Genomic DNA, 23,448 nt, shown 5'->3' on the forward strand with positions numbered 1-23,448 from the left:
AAGCTATCAGCAGCCGCCCCGACCCGCCGCTATAGCCCTTCTGACAGGGGGCGGCGGGAATAATCCCGGGTCCGTCACCCCCGCGCTCTACCCAGGCCGCCCGCTTCCTATCCCCACGACTCCGCCGCCGTGTGCGCCCGAAGCGCCGACCGCGGCCCGCCCCGCGCGCACCAGCCGCCGCGCGGGGTCACCCGGCCCGCTCGAAGCCCGCGCCGTTCCAGGTCGTGCGGGCGCAGGCCACGCCCCAGGCGCCCTTGCGCTTGAGGATGTCGTAGATGTGCATGCGGTCGATCCTGGGCGAGACCCCGTACCCGGAGGGCCAGGTGATCGCCCAGTCCATGTCCAGGTCCACCAGCAGTTCGAGCAGCCGGGCGATGGTGGGGTCGTCCAGCCGCTCGAAGGCCTCGTCCAGCAGCACCATGCGCAGCGAACCCTCGGCGTCGCTCTGCAGGGCGTCGTAGAACGCCGCGCTGGCGGCGAACAGGGTGACATAGGACACCAGGCGCGTTTCGCCCGAGGAGAGCTGGCGGACGCGGCGGTCGCGCGGGCGGCCGTCGGGACCGGTGTCGTGGATGCGCACCCGGTAGGCGTACCACCGGCGATAGTCCAGCGCCCCCGACAGCAGTTCGGCGTAGCCGGTGCCGGCCCCCTGGGCGCGGGTAGCGCGGATGCGGTCCATCAGAGCGCGGCGCAGCCGGTCGTTCTCCTCGGCGCTGCGGCGGGCCAGCGGCTTCTTCGCCAGCGCGAACGCCGCGCGCTCGGCCGGGTCCAGCTGCGGCGAGGGTTCCCAGGACAGCTCGACCCGCACGCCCTGGCTGGAGTGGGCGGCCTCCAGCACCGTGTTCATCCGGCGGGTCAGCGCCTCGGCGGCGCCGATCTGGCGGTGCAGCTCCTCGGCGATGTCGCCGAGCAGGTACTCCTCGAAGACGCTTTCCTCCCGCGCGGTGAGGTTGTCCTCGGCCTGGGCGAGGCGGGCCGCGGTCGCGCGCGCCGTGGCGGCGACGGGCGCGGTCCCGGCCTCGTCGCTGACGGTGACGGTCAGGATGCCCTGGTCGCGGTCGGCCTGCACGTCGTGGGTGCCGGCCAGCGCCGACTGCAGCGCCTGCAGGCGCGCGATCAGGTCGCGCTCCAGCGCGGCGGGGTCGCCCGCGCCGCCTTTGCCTCCGCCGCGCCTGCCCTTGCCGCGGGAGGCCCCGGCCCCGGACCGCTCGGCCGCCGCGTCCTCGCGGTCGACGGCGCGCTCGGCTACCGCCGCCGACAGCGCCGCGCGCAGCTCAGCGCGCTGGAACGGCGGCTCCACCAGGCCCGTGGCGGCCTCCCAGACGCCTCCGACGCCGGCGGCGTCGGTCAGCGCGTCCTCGGCGTCGGCGACCTTGGCGCCGGCCTCGCGCACCTGCGCCTCGACGGCGCCCAGCCGGCCCTCGGCGTCGGCGAGCGCCTTGATGGCCGCCTCGACCTCGCCCTGCGCCTTGGGCGCCCGATTGCGAAGCTCGCCGCGCTCCTCCTGGAGGGCGGCGATGCGCCCGCCGACCTCCTCGGCGTCGCTGCCCAACCCCGAGCGCAGGGTGGACAGCACGGCGTGGGCCTCGGTGTAGGCGCGGTGGATCTCGGCGGCGTCTCCCTCGGCCTTGCGCCGGGACTCGACGGTGCGCTCGTGGTCCTCCTGCGCGGCCGCCAGCGAGCGCAGCGCCTCGGCGTAGTCGCGGCGCAGCAGGGCGCCCACGCCTTCCAGCGACTCAACGGCGCGGCGCGCCTGCTCGCACAGCCTGCGCAACTCCGCCGCGCCCGGGGCCACGCTTAGCTCGGCGCAGCCGCGCCGGTGGTCGGCCTGCTCGGCGGCGAGACGCGCCCGTGCGCGGGCGTGCCCGGCCTCGGCCTCCTCGGCGTCGGCGGCGGCGCGAGCGGCCGCAGACCGGCGCGACCGGGTCTCGATGTGCTCGCGGAGCACCTCGCCGATGTCGGGAAAGGCTTCCAGGCAGGTGTTCCACGCCGCCTCCCGGCGCTGGGCGGCCGCCAGCTCCGCCTGCAGCGCCTCCTCGTCGGCACTCAACCGCGCGCCGTGCTCCTCCAGTTCCGCGACGCGCCGCCGCCGCGCCTCCTCGCGTGCTCCGGCGCCGATGTGCTCGGCGGCGCCCTTTCGGTGGAGGCCGTGCAGCGGGCCGGACCGCCAGCGCCCGTCGAGCCCGAACGCGAGCCCGCCCGGGGCGTCCTGCGCACGGGAGGCGAGCGCGGCGCTGTCGGCGGGGGCGACCTCGGCGGTGCCCAGCAGCGGGACGCTGCGCAGCAGCGCCTCGACCGCCTCGTCGGACACGGCCGCGTCGCCGGCGGCCGGGCGCAGCGCGTCGGCGAGCGACGGGCCGCGGCACTCCGGTCCCGCAACCGCGAGGGTGTCGTCGCCGTCGGCGCGTCCGTCGACCCGGCCGTCGGCGCGCACCCAGGCGGTGAGCAGCCCCGCGGCCTCCAGCGCCGCCTCCAGGCGGGCACGGGCCGGGCCGGGCACCCCGTCGGCGAAGTCGACCAGCCGGTGGAAGGGCGCTCCCCGGTCGGCGGTGCGCGCGGCGGTGGACAGCGCCGGTGCGGGCGGCTCGACCTCGGCCGACGCACGCAGTTCCGCCAGCTCCTTCTCCAGGCGGGAGCGCTCGTCGCGGGTCTCGGCGAGGCGCTGTTCGGCCTGCAGCACCGCGTGCTGCGCGCCGCGCACCCGCGGCGCCAGCGCGGTCCGCACGTCGCGGTGGACGCCGCGGAAGCCCTCGGGGTCGGCGCCGACTTCGTCGCCGTCGGGCGGCTCGGGCAGCTCGCCCGGCTCGGGGCGGTCGTCGACCGGCAGCGCCTCGGCGTGCCAGCGCGCTACCGCTTCGGCCCAGTCCCGGCCCGACTCGCGCAGGCGTTCTTCGCCCTCGCGCGCGCTGCGCGCGGCCGCGTCGGCGTCCTCGGCGGCGCGCGCGGCCTGCTCCCCGAGGCCGTCGACGCGCCGGCCCTCCTCGTCGAGGTGCTCGGCGCGCGAGCGCAGAGCCGACAGCTCGGGGCCGCGTCCGGCGGCCGCGCGGGCCGCCTCGTCCACGCCCTCGGCCGCCGCCTCTGCCGATTCCCGGAGTTCGCCCGCCGCGATCCCGGGGGCGCTCTCCCGGTGCACCTCCTCGGGGCGCGCCCCGGGCTCGGGCGAGAGCAGCACGCGCTCGACCGTGCGCCCGCGCCCCGCCTCGGGCGCCAGCGCGGGCAGCCGCCCCAGCGCCGCGCCCAGGCCCACGCCCTCCAGCGCCTCGCGGGCCTCGGCGGCTCCCGCGGACGCCGCCGCGCCGAGTCGGTCGACCAGCCCGGCGGCACGCTCGACGGCACCGACCGACTGCTCTTCGGCCGAGCGCAGACCTGCGGCGTTCTCCAGCGCGGCCGCCGCGTGCCGCCGCTGCGAGGCCACGGCGGCCTCCTTGTCCTCCAGGTCTCCCAGCGCGGTGTAGGCGGGGGAGGCCTTCAGCGCCTCCAGTTCGGTCTGCACCGCGTCGGCGCGCTCGGTGACCGCGTCGCGCTCGGCTTCGGCGCCGCGCAGCGCCTCCTCGGCGGAGGCGCGCTCGGACTCGCGCTTGGCGCTCCTGCCCTCGGCCCGCCGAGCGTCGGCCTCGGCGGCCTCCAGCTTGGCGGTGCGGTCGGTGAGCACCCCGAGCGCGTAGCCGCCGTAGCCGTCGAGGAACTCGCCCAGCGCGGTGTCGGCGCGGCGCAGCCGGGCGACGTTGCGCCGCACGCCTTCGAGGTTGTCCAGCCCCGTGGCCGTGCGGGAGATGACGTCGGGGTCGACCGGCGGCAGCGCGTCGGAGAGCAGCTGCTCCAGCTGGCCCTGCAGCACCTTCAGGCCGATGTCGGGATTGCGCAGTGTGCGCTGCAGGTGCAGCAGGTCGGAGTAGCGGCTGCCGCCGCTGATGCCGTACACGGTCGCGGCGACCCGCTGCTGGAAGGCCTCCTGCCCGCCGAGGACGGCGTCCTCGCCGATGCGCTCGCGCAGCCGCGCCTGGCTGATGGGGCGGTCCTGCTCGGTCAGCGCGAAGTCCTTGTTCACCCGAAGCGGGGTGATGAAGCGCCAGGAGTCGCTGACCTGGCGGCTGGAGGCACTGGCCTTCACGCCCACGCCGCAGGTCGCGAACTCCTCGGTACCGTCGGGCGCGATGCTGCGCAGCTCGGTCCAGGCATAGCCCAGCCGCATGCTGCCCTCGGCGTAGTCGTCGAGCATCAGCCGGCTCATACTGACGGTGTCGAAGCCCTTGCAGCCCATGTTGCGCAGGTCGCCGTCCAGGCACAGCGGCAGCAGCAGCTCCAGCGTGCGCGACTTGCCCGAACCGTTGGTGCCCTTGAAGATCACCCGGCCGCCGGAGAGGTCGAACTCCTCGTCGCGGTACTGCCAGATGTTGACCACCCCGGCCCGGTGCAGCCGCCACCGCTCGCGCGGACGGGCGCCGCCTCGTTCCGCCGGCCCACCGCCGTCGGCGGCGCCGGGAGCGTCCGCGGACACCGGCTGCTGATCGGGCTCACTGGCGTCGATGGTGTACCTCCCACGAATCCTCCGCCCGAAGGCGGACGGGCAACCGAACCCCTGCCGAGCAGGGTAGAAGACGGTGCCGACGCCGCGCGGCGCGAGGCCGGCGGGCCGAGCCGCGGTGCCGGACCGCGCGGTGCGGCGGGCGTCAGACGCCGAAGAGGGCGTCCTGGCCGGGCGGCACGGCCCCGCCGGCGGGGGACGCCCCGCCCGCGCCGCCTCCGCCGGACTCCTCCTCCGCGACGGCGGCGTCGGCCCCGTCGGCGGAGGCGCCCTCCGGGCCGTCGGGCGCCGGACGGTATCGTGCCGCCGCGGTGCTGATCTCGACGGAGCCGCCTGTGCCGGTGCGGGCCAGTCCCGACTGGGCCAGGGTCTGGGTCACCGACGCGGCGAGGCGGCCGGTGTCGCGCACCGCCTCGCGCGACCAGGCGCGCGGGTAGCGCTCGGCCAGCCCGGCCACCGTGGCGGTGAGCCGCTCGGCGGTGACCGGCACCCAGCCCTCCTCGGTGCCGCCGTCCGGTTCCTCACCGCTGCCGCCGGGGGTGCCGTCCGTGCCGTCGGTGTCCGCGTGCCGGTCGGGCGGGGCCGGGGCCAGCAGCTCGGCGGCGGCCAGCAGTGCGATGCGGGCCACGGTCCCGCTTCCGGGGAAGTGGCGGTCGGTGAGGTAGCCCTCGGGGTCGACGGCCAGCACGCCCTCCGCTCGCACCTCCAGCCGCAGCCCCGTCAGGTCCTCGAGCAGCCGCGCCTCGGCGCCCAGGTCGGCGCGGAGCCGGTCGCGCTCCTGCGGCGACAGCGAGGAGTGCGGAACCACCGGATCCTCGGTGATCCGCCGCCGCACGCGGTGGCGCTCCTCGGCGCCGCGATCGGCGCCGCCCGCCAGCTCCTCGGGCGAGCCGGCGCGTCCCAGCGGCGCCGCGACGAGGTGGCCCAGCAGCTCGGCGTCGACGGTAAGCAGCGCCTCGCGCTCGGCGTCCTCGGCCCACGGCGAGACGCTGCCGTCGGTCTCGGCCAGCACGCCCAGGTCGATCAGGTGGCGCAGCGCCGCGGCCAGCGCGCGCCGGTCGACGATGCCCGCACCCAGCTCCAGCCCCGCCTCGGTGCCCAGCGCACGCACCTCGCCGACCAGCGACGACAGCAGCAGCTGCCCCTGGCCTCCGGTGAGCACCGCCAGCACCAGCGCCAGGTAGGCGTAGGTGCGCGGGGTGAACGGCGCCCCGTTGGGCTTGTGCGCGCCGCCCATGCCGTCCGGCGTGCGCCCGGTCTTGTACAGCCGCGCGAAACCGGGCTCGACCACCAGCCGGTAGCCCAGGTAGCCCGCGAAGAGGGTCTGCAGCCGGTCGGCGTAGCGCCGCACGGCCGACAGCGCCTCGCCGTCGGGCCCCTCGGCCCGCAGCAGCGGGCGCCGCAGCAGCACTCGCACGCACCGGCGCACCTGTGCCGCCTCGATCTCGTCCAGCCCGTCGAAGGCGGCGGTCTCGCCGCCGGTGAGCGGGTCGCGGCGGCTCATCGTGCTCCCTCCGCGTCCGGCAGCAGCGGGTCCTCGACACTGAGGCGCACATCGACGCCGTGCAGCTCCAGCGCCCCCAGCTCGGAACCGATGCGGGCCACCCTGCCCTGGGGGCGCGGCTCCAGCACGACGGTCAGCCCGGTGGCCGCGTCGGAGGCGCTGCCCTGGTCGGCCGTCCCGTCCCGGTCGGCACCGGCCAGGGTCAGCAGCTCGCACAGCACCTCCAGCGCGTCGCTGGACAGCCGCGCGCCCGCCAGGTCGCCGCGCGCCGCCGCCAGCTCGCCCACCGCGGCGCTGCGCCGGCCCCGGCGGCGCTCCTCCTCTTCCAGCAGCGCCGCGCGTCCCAGCGGGTCGTCGCTGATGCGCGGTGCCGGCCCGCCGGGTGCGCGCTCGCTGCGGCTGCGGACGTTGACCTCGACGTCGATGCGCCGGCCCTGCGGCCAGGTGCGGGTGGGATCGGGGGAGTCGTCGTCGGCGGCCAGCGCCAGGTGGCGGGCCGAGAACAGGCCGAAGGCGGCGGCGTAGAGGTCGTGTGCGGCCTCCGGGGAGGCCGAGTCGAACCAGCCGGCCAGCCGGGCCAGGTCGCGGCGCCGTCCCGGGTCCACGCCCCCGGCGCCGGTGACACGCTTGACGTTGGCGAACAGGGCGGTGATCGCGCGGCTGGTGGCCTCGCGCAGCTCGTCGACCTCGGAGGGGCGGCCGGGGCGGCCCACGAACCACCCCGTCAGCTGCTCCCAGTCGGCGGCGCGCCGCCCGGGGGCGCGCTCCATCAGCTCGGTCTGGCCGGAGCGGGTCGGGCGCGGGGCCAGGTCGCCGCCGGCCCCGGCGTCCAACCGCTCCAGCAGCTCCGCGCGCCTGCGGTTCAGCTCGCTCAGCCGAACCACCACGGGCTCGGAGTGGCGCAGGACGTCTTGGGCGATCAGCTCGACGTACTCCAGCAGCATGTGCTTGAACCCGGCCGTCTCCGCCGGAGCCAGGTCGTAGCGGGCGATGACCGAGCCGAGGTAGGCGTAGAAGTCGCGCACGGCGGCAGCGAACTCCTCGTGCTGAAGGAAGAGCGTGGTCACCTGCTGCGCCAGGCGCTCGCGCAGTCCGTGCGCCGACGCGGCCTGCGGGCCGCGGCCCTGCTCGGTGCCGAGGATCGCGCCGAGCGTGCGCTCGATGTCGGCGAGTCCGCGCTCGATGGCGGGCAGCAGTTCGCGGGAGACCTCCCGGGCGCCCTCGGCGACGCTGAGCACGTCCTCGGCGTCGCGCTGGACGCGCACGGCGAGCTTGGCCGCCTGGTAGCGCACCCGGCTGCGGGTGAACTCGGCGATGGTGGCGGCGGGCTCGCGGCGGCCGGGCACGAGGTTGCCCCACCGGGCGAGCTGCTCCAGCCGGTCGACGACGACCTCCAGCCGGGACTCGCCCGCGTCGATCTCGCCGCGGCGCTCGGCGCCGGCCAGGGCGGCGGCGACCTCCCCGGCGCCCAGATCGGCCATGAGAGTGGAGGTGAACAGCCGCATGACCGCCAGATAGGTGCGGCGCTCGGGTGCGGTGAGGTAGCCGTAGAGCCGCAGCCGGTCGGCGGCTCCGCCGGCGGAATCCTCCGCCTCGCCGGCGGGGTCCGCTGCGGGTGCGGGTGCGGGAGCGTCGCCGGGCGGTCGGGTTCCCGGTGCGGGGGCGCTGTCTCCGGCGGTCTGCGGGAGCCGTTCGGCGTCGTCGTTGTGCATGACCCGCCCCAACTTAGTGCGTCGCGGCGTCCGACGCGGACAGGCCGCCGGCGGCGCGCGGCGGGCGGTTGCGACGCGGGACGCGCGGAATCGTTCGCATTCGGCCGGGAATTGACTCCGCGGCCGGCTGCCGGTTTCCCGCCGGACATGCGGGGACGCGGAATGCGCCGTCGAAGGCGGTTCCGGCGGCCCCGTTTCCGGTCGGCGGCGGCCATTGCCCGGGCGGGGCCGGCGTGCGGGAGCGCGCATTTCCCGTGCGGACCGGAATGGCTCGGGACACGCTGGTCGGAACGATTCGCCGCTGACCGGCGGAAACCGGAGGCAGCACGGCACCGCGAGGGTGTGCGTGTGGCCGGTGGCGCGCCGGAGATCCCGTTCCGCCTGGTCCGAAGCCCTGGAGCGCCGCCGACCGGCTCGGCGGCCGGGCGGAACCCGGGCGTCGTGATCCTCCGGCCTCGGCGGAGCGCCGCCGGCGGGCGGAGCCCTCATGCGGGCCGCCCGGATGGCGGCGCCGGGGTTGTCGTGCCGATGAACACAAGGGGAATTGTGTCCGTCCGGTGTTTCTCCCGGCGCGCGCCCGCCACACGCGGCCCCGTATTGCGTTAGTGTCAATTCCACCCCGCTGTATTCTGTTCCGAAACGCGGGTGGCCCCCTGCTCCGGTCGGCCGCCGACCCGCTTCGCGGCGCCGATCTCCGAAACGCCGCGCGCGCCCGGGCGGGGAGATCCCCCAGTCCGCCGAGCTCGGCGGGCACACGATTCTGGAGGTCCTCGATGCGGTTCCTGCGGTCCCTGCGTTCCGGCTGGAAGTACCTGGCGGCGACGGCACTGGTCGCAGCCATCGGGCTGGCCGCGCTCGCGGCGCTTGCGGGACTGGGCGTGCTCGGCTGGGAGAGCGCCGCGCTGGTGGCGGCCGTGGGAGCCGCGGCGGCGGCGAACACGCTGCTCATGGTGCGGTTGACCCGTCGGGTGTCCGCCCTGGACCGCCGCCTGCGGGATGCGGACCGGCGCCTCGACACCCGCGGGCGCGAGGTGGCCGAGGCCGTCGGCGCGGGCCGCGCGGAGCTGAGCAAGTCGCTGTCCGGTACACGCGCGGAGCTCGAGCAGGTGCGCGCCAAGGCGCTGCCGTCCATGTCGAAGGAGCTGACCGAAGCCGTCACGGTGCAGGGCCGCCATGACTACGAGCAGCAGGTGGCCTGGACCGAGCTGCGCGAGTACCTCGGGGCGGGTCCCTTCATGCCCGCGCTGCGCGGTTGGGCCGCCTCGCCCGACGTGATGCGGCTGCTGGTGCGCCTGGTCGACACGAACCGGCCCGACCTGGTGGTCGAGTGCGGAAGCGGCGCGTCCAGCGTCTGGCTCGGCTACGCGCTGCGCCGCGCCGGGCGCGGGCGCCTGGTCGCCCTGGAGCACACCGAGCGCTATGCCGAGCTGTCGCGCCAACTGGTGCGCGACCACCGGCTGGAGGACATCGTCGAGGTCCGCCACGCGCCGCTGACCGACTGGAGCCCTCTCCCCGACACCGACACCGACGGCGCCGCCGCGGAGGCCCGGCCGTGGTACGACACGTCGGCGGTGGAGGACCTGCACGACATCGGCGTGGTCTTCGTGGACGGACCGCCCGCGGGCACCGCGAAGCAGGCCCGCTATCCCGCCCTGCCGGTGCTGCTGCCCCGCTCCGCGCCCGACGCCGTCTTCGTCCTCGACGACGCCGGCCGTCCCGACGAGCGCGCGATCGGCAAGCGCTGGCTGCAGGACTTCCCCGAGCTCGGCTCGCGCGAGGAGCAGGCGGAGAAGGGCGCGCGGGTCTTCGTCCGCAAGGCGCTGTGATAGCGGTGCGCACCCGCGGCGGTCGGGCGCCTCGGCCGCGCTGAACGCGGCCGAGGCCCGCGGGAACGCGGTTCAGGGGACGACCAGGGACAGGCCCTCGGCGGCGAGAGCGTTGCGCTCCTCGCCCTCGATCTCCACGGTGTGCTGGAAGGTGAGCAGCGTCCCGCTCTTGGTCTCGCGGACGTCGGTGAGCTCGACCCCGTCGCGCACGCGCGCCCCCGAGCGCACGGGCTGCAGGAAGCGCACCCGGTTGAGGCCGTAGTTGATCGTCATCGTCGGCTGCTTCTCCAGCCGCCACACCTGCGGGCTGAAGGCCGACAGCAGCGACAGGGTGAGGAAGCCGTGCGCGATCGTCCCGCCGAAGGGGCCCGCGGCGGCCTTGTCCCGGTCGACGTGGATCCACTGGTGATCGCCGGTCGCGTCGGCGAACGTGTCGATGGACTCCTGAGTGACGGTGTGCCACCCGCTGTATCCCAGGTGCTCGCCCTTGGCGGCGACGAGGTCGGCGAGGTCGGTGAAGGTCCGCATGTTCGTGTGCACTCCTTTGGCCCGGACGGACGGCTCCCAGAGACTGTAGCGAACCGACTGTTCGGTATGGCAAGGGCGGGGCGGTGCGGGAGGCCGTCCCGGGTCGGCCGCGGCCGACCCCGCGCGGGCCTCAGCCGTCCAGGGCGACCGAGGCGCGCAGGTCGTCGAAGACCACCCGGCCGCGGTACTGCTCGGCGGATCGTGTCTCGACCAGGTACACGCGCTCGACCGCGACCGGATGCGCTGTCCCCTCCGGCACGCCGAACTCCGCCTCGCGCCAGCCCTTCCAGTCGATCCGCGGGCCGTAGACCGAACGGCGTCCGCCCTCGGCGTCGGACACGGTCAGTGCCAGCAGGGCGCCGTTGCCGTCCCCGCGCACCCGCAGCCGGAACCCGAAGGCGGTGCCGCCCGCCGGCAGCGGCGCGGGGGCGGCGGCATAGGCGGCCCGGTTGCGCCGCTCGCCGGTGAAGTCGTAGTCGAGTCCGAGCCCGCGGCCCTCCCGCCCCACCGCCGGGCCGACCTCGGCCGAGGCGGCGCGGTAGGTCTCGGCCCTCCATGACCCGGCGTCCTCGAAGTCGGCGAGCCGCACGCGGCGCGAGCCGATCACCAGCGGGACCTCGGCGCTGCGCCCGCCCGCCGCGATCGTGACGGAGCCCCTCCCCTCGCCGGTCTCGGGCTCGACCAGCACGCTGCCGTCGTCGCGCCGGGTGACGCCGGCCAGCCGGCGCGGCTCGACGGTGATCTCGGCCTCGGCGGGCTCGACGGGCGCGCGGGTGCCGTCGGGTGCGACCCCGTCGACGACCAGGGGCCGGCCCGGCGCGGACGCGTCCGCGAAGGCGAGCACCCCGGGATCGGTCTCCAGGCGATCGGGGCCCGGCAGTACGCGCAGGCCCAGTGCCCCCCGCGCGCCGCCGATGCGCGCTGCCACGCGCGCCCGGCCGGGCTCGCCGGCGCGGAACAGCCCCTCCGCCACCCCGCCGCCCTCGGACGTCCAGCGCGGCGCGGCCGAGGGCGCGGGCCCGTAGGCGGAGTCGTAGGGGCGGGCGGCCAGCGCGCGGCTGAGCCCGGAGAACACACGGCGGGGGTCGGGCCGCACGGGCAGCGCCGAGCCCGGTTCCGGCCGCGCGCGCAGCACCGGGCGAACCCACACGCCGCGGGCACGGCCGCCTCCTTCGGGCGCGCGCACCGCCAGCCCGTTGGACACCGCGCGAAGGGCCTCGCCCGGGCGGTTGTGCGGCACCGCCTCGCGCGTTCCGGGCTCGCGGGCGAGCAGCGTCGCCGAGCCGCCGCCGTCCAGCTCCAGCGCCTCATGGGCGCCGGCCGCGCGCAACCGCTCGGCGGCCTCCCGCAGCGTCGCGCCCTCGGTTTCGGGGACGCGTCCGTCGGCGACCAGCGCGAACATCCGCCGCCCGTCGCGGGAGAACCCGATGGCCGTGCGCGGGTGGCGGGCGCCGTCGTCGGCGGCGGTCACGCGCCCGTCGCGCAGCAGCACATTGCGCCCGCCGACGGCGGTGTGCGGTACGGACCCCGCGGTGCGCAGCGTGTAGTCGAGCCCGACCCGGGCGCCCGGCTCGACCTCGGCCAGGCGTTCTGCAGCGGCGCCGCGGCCGAGCAGTACGCGGGTGCCGGGCTCGACGGCCCCCTCGCCGGCCGATCGGCGGACGTCGCGCACCTCGCCTCCGGCCACCACCAGTTCGGTGACGGGACCGGATCCCGCGGCGCGCGAGCGCGGATGGGCGCCCCAGGCTCCGGTGAACACGCCGGTGCCGTCGGCCGGGACCTCGTGGCTGTTGAGGCGGTCGACGTCCAGGTCCGAGCCCGGAAGGTCGGCGGTGCCGGAGAACTCGGCGCGGTGGATCCCGCCGCGCCCCGCGGCGTCGATCGCGGCGACATGGCGGTGGCCGGCGGCGGGCGACTTGAGGACCGCGCCGTCGCGGACGGCCGCGCCCAGCGGCGCGTTCGAGGCGCCGGAGTCGAAGAAGTCGCCGTTGACGGCCGCGACGGTCCCCGGCGACGCGGCGAGCTCGGCCAGCGGCGCGGACTCGGTGACCGATCCGCCGCCGACGTAGGCCACCTGCGCCGGTCCGCTCAGGTCCACGCTGAGCATGCCGAAGGCGTGGTCGGCACCGGCCGGCGCCAGCACCACACCGGGGGCGACCGGAACCTCCCGCGGAGCCGCGTCCGCTGCGGCCGCGGCAGGGGCCGCCGGCCACAGCACGGAGACCAGGACGAGGGCCGCTGCTGCGGCGCGGTGGAACACGGCGGAGACCTCCAGGCGGATGAGCGGCCGCACGGCGAACGGTCGGCACCTCCAGGTAATGATGACGCTGCGCAGCGTGTCCGCCAACGACCGACGCAGCGCGCCGGGCGACGGCCGGATCCGGCGACGTGTCGCAGTGCTGCGCGCGCCCATCCCATCGTCGGCCCCGCCCCGAGCGGTCCAGCGCCGGGGGCAGCACGGAGCCCGAAGGCCGGTGCTAGGGGCTCATGCGCGCAGCTTGGTCAGCCGGTGGCCCGACGGCGTCGTACGGGCCTCCGCTCGGCAGGTGCTGGTGGGTCAGCCGTCGGCGCCCAGGGTGACCGAGTCGACGGCCAGGCTGCGCAGCTCACGGGTGTCGACCTCGTATCCCAGGCCCGGCTCGGTCAGCGGGATGGGGGTGATGCCCTCGTGCGCCCGAACCGCAGGCCGCACCGTGTCGCGGGTGAGGTGGCCGCCTGCGCCGGGCATCTCGCTGGGCAGGGAGACGCCGGGCAGCGACGCCAGCGCGGCGATGGCCGCGCGGCCCACACCGGACTCGGCGTCCCACCCGCACCACACGTCCCATCCGGCGTCGACCGCGCGATCGTGGGCGCGCCGCGCCGGAGTCAGCCCGCCCAGCAGGCTCGTCCGCAGGCTCAGCGCGCGGGCCGCCTCGGCGGCGACGGCGCGGTCGAGGGTCTCGGGCGAGTCGATCGAGGTGCTCAAGGCGACGGGTGTGCGCAGCTCGCGCTGCAGTCGCGCGCAGGCCTCCAGGTCGCCGCGGGGGAACGGCTCCTCGATCGCGATCAGACCGTACTCGTCCAGCGCCCGCAGCGCCCGCAGGTCGGCGGGGTCCTCGCTGTAGCGTCCGCCGGCGTCGACCTGCAGCACGAGGAAGGGGAAGCTCTCCTGGACGGTGTGCACAACATCGGCGTCCCACCCGGGTCCGACCTCCAGCCGCACCCGCCGGAAGCCGCCGCCGACCTGACGGTTCACCTCGCGCACCAGCGACTCGTCGGACGGCTGGCGGCCGACCGTGGCGCCGGCGGTGAAGGCGGTGCGGTCGCCGCCCAGGGCGTGCGAGAGCGGCGTGCCGCGCTGTCGGCTCCACAGGTCCCAGCAGGCGGCGTCCAGCCCGGCGGCCACCTGCGGAGCCCAGGGCAGGTCGGCCCAGGCGTCGCCGGCCTCGGTGGGCCGGTGCCAGCTGTGGTGCAGGAGAGCGGGCGCGAAGTCGTCGACGAGCAGCCGCCAGCGTTCGTCGTCGGCCCCGGGCACCTCGCCCCACCCGGTGTTGCCGAGCTCGTCGCGCACCCGCACCAGCGCGTGGCGGGCGAACTGCGGACGGGCCTCGGCTGACCCGCGGGAGCGGGGGTGGACCAGCGGCAACCGGGCCAGGGTGGCGTCGACGCCGGTGACGCGGGCGAGGGTCGCCGGTTCGGTGGGTGACACGCGGGCTCCGTCTCGATTCGGCCGGGATGTGCGAAGGGCGGCGCCCGGTCCGGGCTCGATCACCGCCCACAACCGAACGTATCCGCTCACCGCGGACGCTGCCAGCGGTGGGGGCGGTTCCGCTGAGCGCGTTGATCTTGTAGCCCTCGTAAAGGAATGCGATTTCCATTGGCGATAGCTGCAAGATCAACGGCGATGCGCATCCCGGGCCGGGTGGCGGCGCGCGTGCCCGGCGGTCTCTCGGGGGCCGCTACCGGCGCGCCTCGAACAGCACCGCCGAGCCGAGTTCCCGGCGCTCGGCCGCTCCGAAGCGCCGCCGCAGGGCCGCGAGCACCCGGGCGTCCTCCTCGTCGGTCAGCGCGAAGCGCGAGGAGGCGCCGTGCCAGCTGACGGCGGCGCGCCCACCGGGGCGCAGCACGCGGTAGAGCTCGGCCAGGCTGTCGTCGAGCGACGGCCACATCGCCACCGTGTTCACCGTGACCACCAGGTCGAAGGCCGCGTCGGGCTCGCCGGTGGCGCCGGCGCTGCCCGGGTGCACCCGCAGGCGGCCCGCGCGCAGCGCGGCGGCGTTGCGGCGCCGGGCCATGGACACCATCTGCCGCGAGGGGTCGACGCCCGCGACCTCCTCCACGCCGGGCGCCGATGCGAGCAGGTCCAGCAGCACGCCCGGTCCACAGCCGACCTCCAGCACGCTTCGGTAATGTCCGGGCGCCAGCGCTTCGAGGATCTCGGCCTGCTGGCGCCGGTTGGCGCGGGCGAGCACCCAGCCCGCCGCGACGCCCAGGGGTCCACGGGGCAGCGCGAATGGGTTGCCGCCCACGGGTTCACCGCTCCACAGCTTCCGTTCGCCCATCGCCGCCCCCTTTCGCGCGTTGTCCGGCCCGGTCCGGCACCCGGACGGTGCCAACCGGATCGTGCCCGCGGGGGAGCATAACGCAACACGGCCGGCCCGGGTCCGCACGGCGCGTCCGCCGGATCCGGGCCTCGCACGGGCGGTCCCCGACCGCCCGCGGTTCGTCCGGTGCCCTACTCGGACAGGACCTCGGCCACGGTGCGCGACTTGACGCCGTGGGCCTCGGCCACGCCCTCGTTGGTGACGACGCCGTCGTGGGTGTTCAGCCCTTGGGCCAGCGCCGGGTCCTCCGACAGGGCCCGCCGCCAACCCTTGCCGGCCAGCTCCACCACGTAGCGCAGGGTCTCCTTGGTCAGCGCGTGGGTGGAGGTGTTGGGGACGGCGCCGGGCATGTTCGCCACGCAGTAGAAGACCGCGTCGTGCACCGCGAACGTGGGGTCGTCGTGGGTGGTGGGGCGGGAGTCGGCGAAGCAGCCGCCCTGGTCGATGGCGATGTCGACGAGCACCGCGCCGGGCCGCATCCTGGCCACCAGGTCGTTGGAGACCAGCTTGGGGGCCTTGGCGCCGGGGATCAGGACCGCGCCGACGACCATGTCCGACTCCAGCACGGCGCTCTCCAGTTCGAAGGCGTTGGAGACTACCGTGCGCACGCGGCCCTGGTAGATGTCGTCGGCGTGGCGCAGCTTGGCCACGTTGAGGTCGAGCAGGGTCACGTCGGCGCCCATGCCCGCGGCGATGCGGGTGGCGTTCAGACCGGCGACCCCCGCGCCGACGACGGTGACGCGGGCCGGGGCGACCCCGGGCACCCCGCCCATCAGCCGGCCGCGGCCGCCGCTGGGCCGCTGCAGGGTGTATGCGCCCACCTGGGGGGCGAGCCGTCCGGCGACCTCCGACATCGGGGCCAGCAGCGGCAGCGAGCCGTCTGCCAGCTGCACCGTCTCGTAGGCGATGCCCGTGACGCCCCGCTCCAGCAGGGCGTCGGTGCACTCGCGCGAGGCCGCCAGGTGGAGGTAGGTGAACAGGGCCTGGCCGGGTTGCATCCGGTCGTACTCCTCGGCCACCGGCTCCTTGACCTTCAGGACGAGCTCGCTCTCGGCCCACACGTCGTCGGCGGAGTCGAGGATGCGGGCACCTGCTGCGGCGAACTCCTCGTCGGAGATCGAGGACCCCCGCCCGGCGCCGCTCTGGACGGCGACCGAATGGCCGCGGCTGACCAGTTCATGGACGCCTGCCGGGGTGATGGCCACCCGGTACTCGTGGTTCTTGACTTCGCTGGGCACGCCGACGCGCACGGGGCTCCTCCTCGCATCGTCATTGATACGTCTTCACTCTCGCGTGCCCGATCGCAAGTCGCTATCTCCACAATGGCTGCCGTTCTCGCAGCATGTTTACATGGTGTAATGGAATGGCGGCCAGGTCAGCGCGGTCGGGCGGCGGGCTTCTCCGGCGCCGTGTGCGGCGCGTGGCCATCCGGCTCGGCGAACCGCCGGCGCGGCACGGCCGGCAGCGCGCACCCGTAGGCACCGCGTCCCTCGACCCAGGCGCCCGCCACCCGTCCGACGAGCTTGCGCCCGCAGTAGGGCCCGGGGTCGGACTCGGGGACGGTCTGCTCGGCCGCGGCGTCGAATGCGACCAGGTCGGCGTCGTACCCCGGCTCGATGCGGCCCTTGCGGCGCAGCCCGACGAACTCGGCCGGCGCCTGGGACGTCCAGCGCGCGAGGTCGGCGACGTCGCATCCGCGCCGGCGGGCGGCCGTCCACAGCGCGGGGAGCGTCCAGCCGATGCCGGCGACGCCGGTTCCGGGGCGGTGGCCCGAGCCCACCTGGGTGATCACCGGGTCGCCGCGGTCCAGCAGCGCGCTCCACAGCGCGTCGCGGTTGGGTCCGCTGCGCAGCGGCGGCCGGCAGGAGTGCGCGGCGGAGCCCTCGGGCACCTGCTCGACCGGCAGGCACAGGTAGTGCGGGCAGGTCTGGGCGCTGATCCCGGCTCCCATGGCGCGGGCCGCGGCCAGCACCGCCGCGCACTCGGCCGCGCTGAACGGCGATACCAGCACGCGGGTGCCGGATATGCGGGCGGCCGCGACCAGGCGCTCCACCCCGCGCCGCTCCGCGCGCGCCGGGCGCGCGGCCATAAGCGCGGAGGGGCCGGGCCCCTGCGGCTCCGACAGCTCGCCGGCGTCCTCGGCGTGTACCACCAGCGGCGCGTCCATGGCAGCCAGTTCGGCCATCGCCTTGCGCAGCGGGGTGTCGTCGATCCGCTGGTCGGCCGAGCCCGCGCCGTCGGAGAGCGAGCAGTGGAAGCCCACCGCACCGGCCGCGCGCAGTTCGGCGAGGTCGGCGGGAGTGCTGGAGGCGGTGACCGCGCCCAGGAAGGCGACTCCGGGCACGGTCCCGGCCGCAGCGGCCAGATGGGCGAGCAGCCCCCGCTCGCCGGTGATCGGCGGATCGGCCGGCCCCGAGGCGACCAGGGTGGTGACGCCGCCGCGGACCGCGGCGGCGGTGGTATCGGCGTATGCCTCGCCCAGATCCCGGCCCGGCGCCTGCACGGCGGCGTCGACGTCGACACCGCCGGGGAGCAGCGCGGTTTCGCCCAGGTCGACGTCCTCCGGTGCGGTGCTGGGCGCCCGATACCCGGCGACGGCGAGGATCCGTCCGGCGCCCACTCCGATTGATGCCGGCGCCACGCCGCCGGGGGTGGCGACCTGCCGCGAGCGGATGACGGTGTCGATCTGGGGCATCTCGATGAATCCCCTTCGTGGCTCGATGGCGGTAGTCGCGCGCAGAACGGGAACGGCGGCCGGGCGCCTTTCGAAAGCGGTCGCCCGACGGTATCGCGATCGGGGCCGCGCAGGGGGCGAACTGCGCGGACGCGCCGGTGAAAGAACGCGTCGCGCTTCGGTGACGCGCCGAATCCAGCGGATCGGTCCGCATATGCGCGGCCGCCGGTCATTCTTCGGCGGTTCCGCCGCGAACGGCCCGTTTCGGACCGCACGGGTTCGACGGCGAGCTGTGCGCCCCGCCGGGCGGCGACGGGGTCGAGGTGGCGGCCGCCACCCTGTCCTTGCTCGCCCGAAGGGCCCTGAGCGCGCTCCGAGCGCTGCGGGGTGGCGCGGGGCCCTTCGCGAGAGGAGACTTTACGGACGAGGGCAGCGGAGCGGTCCCGCCGCGCCGCCGTCGGAGCAGGAGTCGGAGCAGGGGCCGCCTGCCGGGCCGGCGTCTCCGACACGTTGTAGTAGATGTAGTAGATTTATCGTGGTCCGTGGTGGTGTTCGCGTGGACGTCCCTGTTCTGCTCGTCTCGTATGCGACCGGCTGGATCGCCCCGTGGATGTGGGGCGCGGCCGGGATACTGGTCGGCGCGGCCGCCGCTGCAGCGGTGATCCGCCACCGCGACCGCCAGTAGCGACCCCTGACCCACGGAGCGACCCGCGTGAGTTCCCCCGGAGTCCGCGAGGGCGACCTCCCGAGCGAGGAGCCCGCCGAGAGCCCCGCGCCGGAAGCGACCGTCCGCGCCCCCGGTGCCGACACCGCCGCGACCATCGCCGTCGCCGCCGCCGCGTCGGGCCTGATCGCCCTCGTCGTCGCCCTCGTCGCAGGCGGTGCGGTCACCGTCCGGGTGATCCCCGGCCTTCCCGACGCGGGCCCCGTCACCCGCTGGGGGCTTCCCACCGCCGCCGCGGTGCGCGACGCCGCCGCCGCGCTGACCGTGGGCCTGCTCGTGCTGGGCGCCTTCCTGCTGCCGCTGCGCAAGGGCGCTCTGGGGGCGCAGGCGCTGGGCTACGTGCGTGCCGCGGCCTGGCCGGCGCTGGTGTGGGCGGCCGCTGCCGGTGCCCTGCTGGTCTTCCAGCTCTCCGACGTCTCCGGGCTTCCGCCCGGCGAAGTCGTGGGCGACCAGCTGACCAGCTACGCCGTCTCGGTGGCCCAGGGCATCGGGCTGCTGGCGGTGATCCTGCTGGCCTGCGCCGCGGCGCTGCTGAGCCGCACCGCCGAGACCGCCGCCGGCGCCCTGGCCCCGCTCGCCCTGGCCGTCGCCGGGCTGATGCCGCCGGCGCTGACCGGCCACTCCGCCTCCGCAGGAAGTCACGAACTCGCCATCACCGGCCTTGCGCTGCACGTCCTCGCGGTCTCGCTGTGGGTGGGCGGACTGATCGCGGTGACCTTCCACGGGCTGCGAGCCGGGGCCGCGAACCCCGCCGTCGCCGCCGAGCGCTTCAGCCGGATGGCCCTGTGGGCCTACATCGGCGTGGGCGTGGGCGGCCTCGCCAGCGCCGCCAGCCGCCTCTATTCGGTGTCCGACCTGGTCACCACGTCCTACGGCCTGCTCATCCTGATCAAGGCCGTGCTGTTCGGCGCGCTCGGCGCGCTCGGCTGGGCCCACCGCCGCCGGACGATCCCGCGCATCGCCGAGGCCGGCGGCCGCCGCCTGTTCGCGCGCCTGGCCGGGGTGGAGATCGCGGTCATGTCGGCCACGATGGGCATCGCGGCCGCGCTGAGCCGCACTCCGCCCCCGGAGCAGCAAGGCACGGTGACCAAGGCCGAGGCGGTCCTGGGTTTCCCCGTCCCGCCCCCGGTCAGCGTGCAGACCCTGCTCACCCTGTGGCGGCCCGACCTGTTCTTCGCGCTGGTGGTCGTGGTGCTGGGCGGCGGCTACGCGGCGGGCGTGCTGCGCCTGCTGCGCCGCGGCGACAGCTGGCCCTGGGGCCGCACCCTCTCCTGGGCGGCGGGCCTGGCGGTGCTGGTAGCCATGCTGCTCAGCGGCGTGGCGACGTATTCGATGGTGACCTTCAGCATGCACATGGTGCAGCACATGGTGCTGTCCATGCTCGTGCCGATCCTGCTGGTGCTGGGCGCGCCGGTCACCCTGGCGCTGCGGGCGCTGCACCCGGCCCGCATCCGCGGCGACCGCGGGCCGCGCGAGTGGCTCGCCGCCTTCATCAACAGCGGGTTCTCCAAGGCCGCCACCCATCCGGCGGTGGCGGCCCCCCTGTTCGTCCTCAGCCCCTACGCGCTGTACTTCACCCCGCTGTTCCCGGCGCTGATGAACGACCACACCGGGCACCTGCTGATGAACGTGCACTTCCTGCTCACGGGGTTCCTCTACTACTGGATCATCGTGGGCGTGGATCCGGGGCCGCGCAACCTGCCCTATCTGCTGCGGCTGGTGCTCCTGCTGGCGGCCATGGGCGTGCACGCGTTCTTCGGCATCACGATCATGATGCAGTCCGCCCCGCTCGCGATGGAGTACTACGGGCAGTTCGACGTGCCCTGGTTGGACGCCCAGAGCGCCGACCAGTACGCGGGCGGCGGCATCGCCTGGGCGGTCGGCGAGGTCCCCACGGGCCTGGTGATGCTCGCCATGGTCCGCCAGTGGTGGATCGACGACGAGCGCGCCGAGCGCCGCAGGGAGCGCCACAGCAGGCGCGGCGGTTCCGACGACGCCGACATGGACGCCTACAACGCCTACCTGGCCGAGCTCGACCGGCGCTCGAAGGGCGGGGCCTGACACCGCGTCCTCCGCCCAGAGCGGAAAACGGCGCCCCTCCTCCGCGACGGGGTGGCGCCGAAAGCCCGATTCCGGTTGGGTCGGAGCCATGAGGAAATTCCGGTTCGGTTTCAACAGCCGCCAACAGGAGATCGACCGCTGGATGCAGGTGTGCCGGTCCGCTGAGGAGGCGGGCTACGACGCCGTCCAGGTTCCCGACCACCTGGGGGCCGCCTCGCCCTTCGCGCTGCTGGCCGCCGCGGCCGCCGCGACCTCGCGTGTCCGGCTCGGCACCCTGGTGCTCAACAACGAGTTCTGGAACCCCGCCCTGCTGGCGCGCGAAGCCGCGACGGTGGACCGGATCTCCGGAGGGCGGTTGGAGCTCGGCCTGGGCGCCGGGCACATGAAGTCCGAGTTCGAGGCGGCGGGGATCCCCTGGCGCTCCCACGCCGAGCGGATCGAGCGGCTGGAGCGCAGCATCGGCGAGCTGGACCGGTTGTTCGCCGAAGACGGCCAGGAGCCGCTCCCGCACCAGGTCCCGCGTCCGCCGCTGCTGATCGGCGCCAACGGCGACGCCGGCCTCGCGCTGGCCGCGCGCCACGCCGACATCGTGGGCTTCGCCGGCCTAAGGCAGATCAAGGGCCGTCGCATGGGCACCTTCCGCGTCGACGACCGGGACGAGGCGCGGCGCCGCGTGGACTTCGTCCGCGCGAAGGCGGGCCAGCGGGCGGACGCCCTGGAGTTCAACATGCTGGCGCAGGCGGTGGTGGTGACCGACGACGCCGAGAAGAGCGCGGCCGAGCTCGTCGAGGGATACTCCGAGACCGGACTGGACACCGTCCGCAAGGTGCTGGACTGCCCGTACGTGCTCGTCGGCACCGCCGACGAGATCGCGGCCAAGCTGGTCGGCAACCGCGAGGAGCTCGGGTTCTCCTACATCACCACCCACGGGGCCTTCCGCGAGGCGCTCGGCACGGTGATCCCCGTGGTGCGCGAGAAGGCCGGCGAGCAGCAGGCCGCGCCGACGGGTTGAGGGCGCTCGGGGTCGGCGGTCCCGGCGGCACGCGGTCGGGACCGGAGGCTGCCGTACCGGTCGCGGGCCGACCGCCGCGGAGCGGGTCGTGGTCAGGCCGGTTCCGGCCGGAGCAGCATCACGCCAGCAGAAGGGCGATTGCGGTGCCGGCGGCGCCCAGCGCGGCGCACACCACCAGGCCGCCGCCCGCCACGGCCGGCGTGAGCCGCAGGCCCCGCGGTCCGGCGACGCCCAGCCCGGCCGCGGCCTGTCGCGCCACCAGGGGAAGCAGCGCCATGCCGGCTGCGTAGACCACCACCACCGCCGCCGAGGCGACCAGGAACGCCTGGAGGGCCCCCGCCGCCGGATCGCCGCCCAGCGTGCGGCCCGCCGCGAGCGCGGGGACCGCCAGGAGCAGCCCGGCGCAGACGGCACCGAGCGCGCCCTTGGCGGGCGCGGCGGCGGACCGCCCGGCGACCAGCAGCAGCCCGACGAGGGCCGCCAGCATGACCGCACCCGCGATCCCGAACACAGCGATGTCGACCAGGGAGCTCACCCGCACATTATGGCACCGCCCGGGGCGCGGCCCCGCCGTCCCCCGGCTCGGCGGCGGCCGGTGCGAAGCGGATCTCGGCCAGCTCGGCGGCCGCCGAGCGGTCCAGCAGGAGCAGCGAGCGCGCTGCCGGAACCACCGCCCCCGGGCCCCGAGCGCAGTCGAGGAGCACGCGGTTCCACCGACGCACATGCCGCCGGTGGGTGCGCGGGGTGAGCGCCCGTCCGCGCCGGATCTGGGCCTCCAGTGCGGCCCGCGGATCGACGTCGATGAGCAGCAGGTTGACCTCCCGCCCGCGGTGGCGGCAGTAGCGGCCCAGCAGGCCCAGCACCGCGCGGTGCGTCGCGGTCACGTGTACTGCGACCGGGCCGCCGCCCTTGCGCAGGGCGCGCAGCACGCGCAGGTAGTGCAGGAGGTGCGTCGCCCAGCGCCAAACGGGGTAGGGGAGTGCGCGCAGTCGGCGGGCGAGCCGGTTGCGTGCCTGCTGGGAGTCGATCACCCGCGCGCCGCCGGGCGTCGCGACCGGCATGGTCTCGGTGCCTTCGAGCGCGAACAGGCGGTTGAGCAGCGTGCTCTTGCCGGCGCCGGGAATGCCGCCCACCAGCAGCAGCGAGTCGGTCGGATACCGCAGTATGCGCGGTGCCTCCTCCGCGCTCAGCGCGCGTGCGGGGGAGGGGACAGGGGCAGGGCCCGTCGAAGGGAACATGTCGGTGGTTATGCGCCTTTCGGATAAGCCATCGTTAAGAGGCGGTCTGAAATTCGGTCGGAGCGGCCGGTGCGGAGTGCCGGTGGTGCGGCGGGGCCGTTCGGTGGTGGAACGAGTGCTTGGAGTGCGGAAATGGGACGTGGCGACCGCGGAATCGCGCTGGGGCCCTCGCAGCGGGTACCGCCGATCGGGCAGGGCACCTGGCACATGGGTGAGAGGGCGGACCGGCGCGCCGACGAGGTCCGGGCACTGCGCGCGGGAATCGATGCGGGGATGACCCTGATCGACACTGCGGAAATGTACGGCGAGGGCGGCGCCGAACGCGTGGTCGGCGAGGCGGTCGCCGGCCGGCGCGAGGAGGTCGTCCTCGTCTCCAAGGTCTACCCGAGCAACGCCGGTCGACGCAGGGCCAAGACCGCGTGTGAGCGGAGCCTCAGCCGGCTGGGGACCGACACCGTCGACGTGTACCTGCTGCACTGGCAGGGGCCCGTTCCCCTGTCGGAGACCGCCGCGGTGATGGAGGAGCTCCGCGACGAGGGAAAGATCCGCCACTGGGGCGTGTCCAACTTCGACACCGAGGCGATGGAGCGCCTGTGGCGCGTCCCCGCGGGCCAAGCCTGCGTCACCGACCAGGTCCTGTACAACCTGGCCTCACGCGGGATCGAGTACGACCTGCTCCCGTGGTGCCGCGGAACCGCGCCCGGGCTGCCGGTGATGGCCTACTCGCCGCTGGCCCAGGGCGGCGGCGGGCGCCGCGGGATCCTGGAGGATCCGGTCCTGGCCGAAATCGCGGCCGGGCGGGGAGTGCAGCCCGCCCACATCGCCCTGGCCTGGACGGTCCGCGATGGCGACGTGGTCGCCATCCCCAAGGCCGCCGATCCCGCCCACGCCCGCCAGAACGCCGAAGCCATGGAAATCCGGCTCACCGCCGACGAGCTCGCCGCCCTCGACCGGGCCTTCCCGCCGCCGACCCGCGGCACTCCGCTGGAGATCCTGTGAGCATGCGCCGACCGCCCCCCCCGCCACGTCACCCCGATGTGCAGCCGTCGCAGATGGAAATC

16 protein-coding genes are annotated in these 23,448 nt (G+C 75.6%); 5 read left to right on the forward strand and 11 right to left on the reverse strand.

The window, feature by feature from the left end; genetic code table 11:
- Positions 1-187 precede the first annotated feature (187 nt).
- From RM446_RS02480 to RM446_RS02490, 3 genes are all read right to left on the reverse strand, one after another.
- Entirely contained in the window at positions 188-4,498 is a 4,311-nt protein-coding gene (locus tag RM446_RS02480) for a TIGR02680 family protein (RefSeq protein ID WP_311543404.1), read from the reverse strand.
- Between the two features lie 172 nt (positions 4,499-4,670).
- Positions 4,671-6,029 carry a TIGR02678 family protein gene (locus tag RM446_RS02485; RefSeq protein WP_311543405.1) on the reverse strand — a complete coding sequence of 453 codons (1,359 nt, stop codon included), beginning with the start codon at positions 6,027-6,029 and terminating at the stop codon, positions 4,671-4,673.
- Positions 6,026-7,741: a DUF2397 domain-containing protein gene (locus RM446_RS02490; RefSeq protein WP_311543406.1), complete on the reverse strand. Its 1,716-nt coding sequence runs from the start codon at positions 7,739-7,741 to the stop codon at positions 6,026-6,028. The genes RM446_RS02485 and RM446_RS02490 overlap by 4 nt, the downstream gene beginning before the upstream one ends.
- 773 nt (positions 7,742-8,514) lie before the next feature.
- On the opposite strand from RM446_RS02490, the gene RM446_RS02495 reads away from it, so the two are divergent.
- Positions 8,515-9,567 (forward strand): class I SAM-dependent methyltransferase, encoded by a 1,053-nt coding sequence (locus tag RM446_RS02495; RefSeq protein ID WP_311543408.1) that lies wholly within the window; start codon positions 8,515-8,517, stop codon positions 9,565-9,567.
- A gap of 72 nt (positions 9,568-9,639) precedes the next feature.
- Here RM446_RS02495 and RM446_RS02500 read toward each other — a convergent pair whose 3' ends face one another.
- The 6 genes from RM446_RS02500 to RM446_RS02525 all read right to left on the reverse strand — a co-directional run bounded on the left by RM446_RS02500 (position 9,640) and on the right by RM446_RS02525 (position 17,373).
- A complete protein-coding gene (locus tag RM446_RS02500) occupies positions 9,640-10,095 on the reverse strand; it encodes a MaoC family dehydratase (RefSeq protein WP_311543409.1) in 456 nt (151 codons plus the stop codon).
- A gap of 130 nt (positions 10,096-10,225) precedes the next feature.
- Entirely contained in the window at positions 10,226-12,388 is a 2,163-nt protein-coding gene (locus RM446_RS02505; RefSeq protein WP_311543410.1) for a phosphodiester glycosidase family protein, read from the reverse strand.
- Positions 12,389-12,652: 264 nt separating this feature from the next.
- On the reverse strand, positions 12,653-13,783 hold the full coding sequence (locus tag RM446_RS02510) for an enolase C-terminal domain-like protein (protein ID WP_311543411.1): 1,131 nt from the start codon (positions 13,781-13,783) through the stop codon (positions 12,653-12,655).
- A 250-nt stretch (positions 13,784-14,033) separates the two neighbouring features.
- Positions 14,034-14,636: a class I SAM-dependent methyltransferase gene (locus RM446_RS02515; RefSeq protein ID WP_311543412.1), complete on the reverse strand. Its 603-nt coding sequence runs from the start codon at positions 14,634-14,636 to the stop codon at positions 14,034-14,036.
- Positions 14,637-14,809: 173 nt separating this feature from the next.
- The gene (gene ald / locus RM446_RS02520) at positions 14,810-15,928 is read right to left on the reverse strand and encodes an alanine dehydrogenase (RefSeq protein WP_311543413.1); all 1,119 of its coding nucleotides are present in this window, start codon (positions 15,926-15,928) and stop codon (positions 14,810-14,812) included.
- Between the two features lie 125 nt (positions 15,929-16,053).
- A complete protein-coding gene (locus RM446_RS02525; protein ID WP_311543414.1) occupies positions 16,054-17,373 on the reverse strand; it encodes an amidohydrolase family protein in 1,320 nt (439 codons plus the stop codon).
- Positions 17,374-17,908: 535 nt separating this feature from the next.
- Between RM446_RS02525 and RM446_RS02530 the strand changes: the two genes are divergently transcribed.
- The 3 genes from RM446_RS02530 to RM446_RS02540 all read left to right on the forward strand — a co-directional run bounded on the left by RM446_RS02530 (position 17,909) and on the right by RM446_RS02540 (position 21,149).
- Entirely contained in the window at positions 17,909-18,037 is a 129-nt protein-coding gene (locus tag RM446_RS02530; RefSeq protein WP_311543416.1) for a hypothetical protein, read from the forward strand.
- Positions 18,038-18,064: 27 nt separating this feature from the next.
- Positions 18,065-20,137: a cytochrome c oxidase assembly protein gene (locus RM446_RS02535; RefSeq protein WP_398694299.1), complete on the forward strand. Its 2,073-nt coding sequence runs from the start codon at positions 18,065-18,067 to the stop codon at positions 20,135-20,137.
- Positions 20,138-20,225: 88 nt separating this feature from the next.
- Entirely contained in the window at positions 20,226-21,149 is a 924-nt protein-coding gene (locus RM446_RS02540) for a TIGR03621 family F420-dependent LLM class oxidoreductase (RefSeq protein WP_311543417.1), read from the forward strand.
- Positions 21,150-21,267: 118 nt separating this feature from the next.
- On the opposite strand, the gene RM446_RS02545 is transcribed toward RM446_RS02540, so the two are convergent.
- Entirely contained in the window at positions 21,268-21,684 is a 417-nt protein-coding gene (locus RM446_RS02545) for a hypothetical protein (protein ID WP_311543418.1), read from the reverse strand.
- A 7-nt stretch (positions 21,685-21,691) separates the two neighbouring features.
- Positions 21,692-22,387 (reverse strand): AAA family ATPase, encoded by a 696-nt coding sequence (locus RM446_RS02550; protein WP_311543419.1) that lies wholly within the window; start codon positions 22,385-22,387, stop codon positions 21,692-21,694.
- Positions 22,388-22,519: 132 nt separating this feature from the next.
- Between RM446_RS02550 and RM446_RS02555 the strand changes: the two genes are divergently transcribed.
- Positions 22,520-23,386 carry an aldo/keto reductase gene (locus tag RM446_RS02555; RefSeq protein WP_311543420.1) on the forward strand — a complete coding sequence of 289 codons (867 nt, stop codon included), beginning with the start codon at positions 22,520-22,522 and terminating at the stop codon, positions 23,384-23,386.
- Positions 23,387-23,448 lie beyond the last annotated feature (62 nt).

Origin of the sequence: Streptomonospora wellingtoniae (assembly GCF_031845375.1) — a bacterium.
GTDB lineage: Bacteria > Actinomycetota > Actinomycetes > Streptosporangiales > Streptosporangiaceae > Streptomonospora > Streptomonospora wellingtoniae.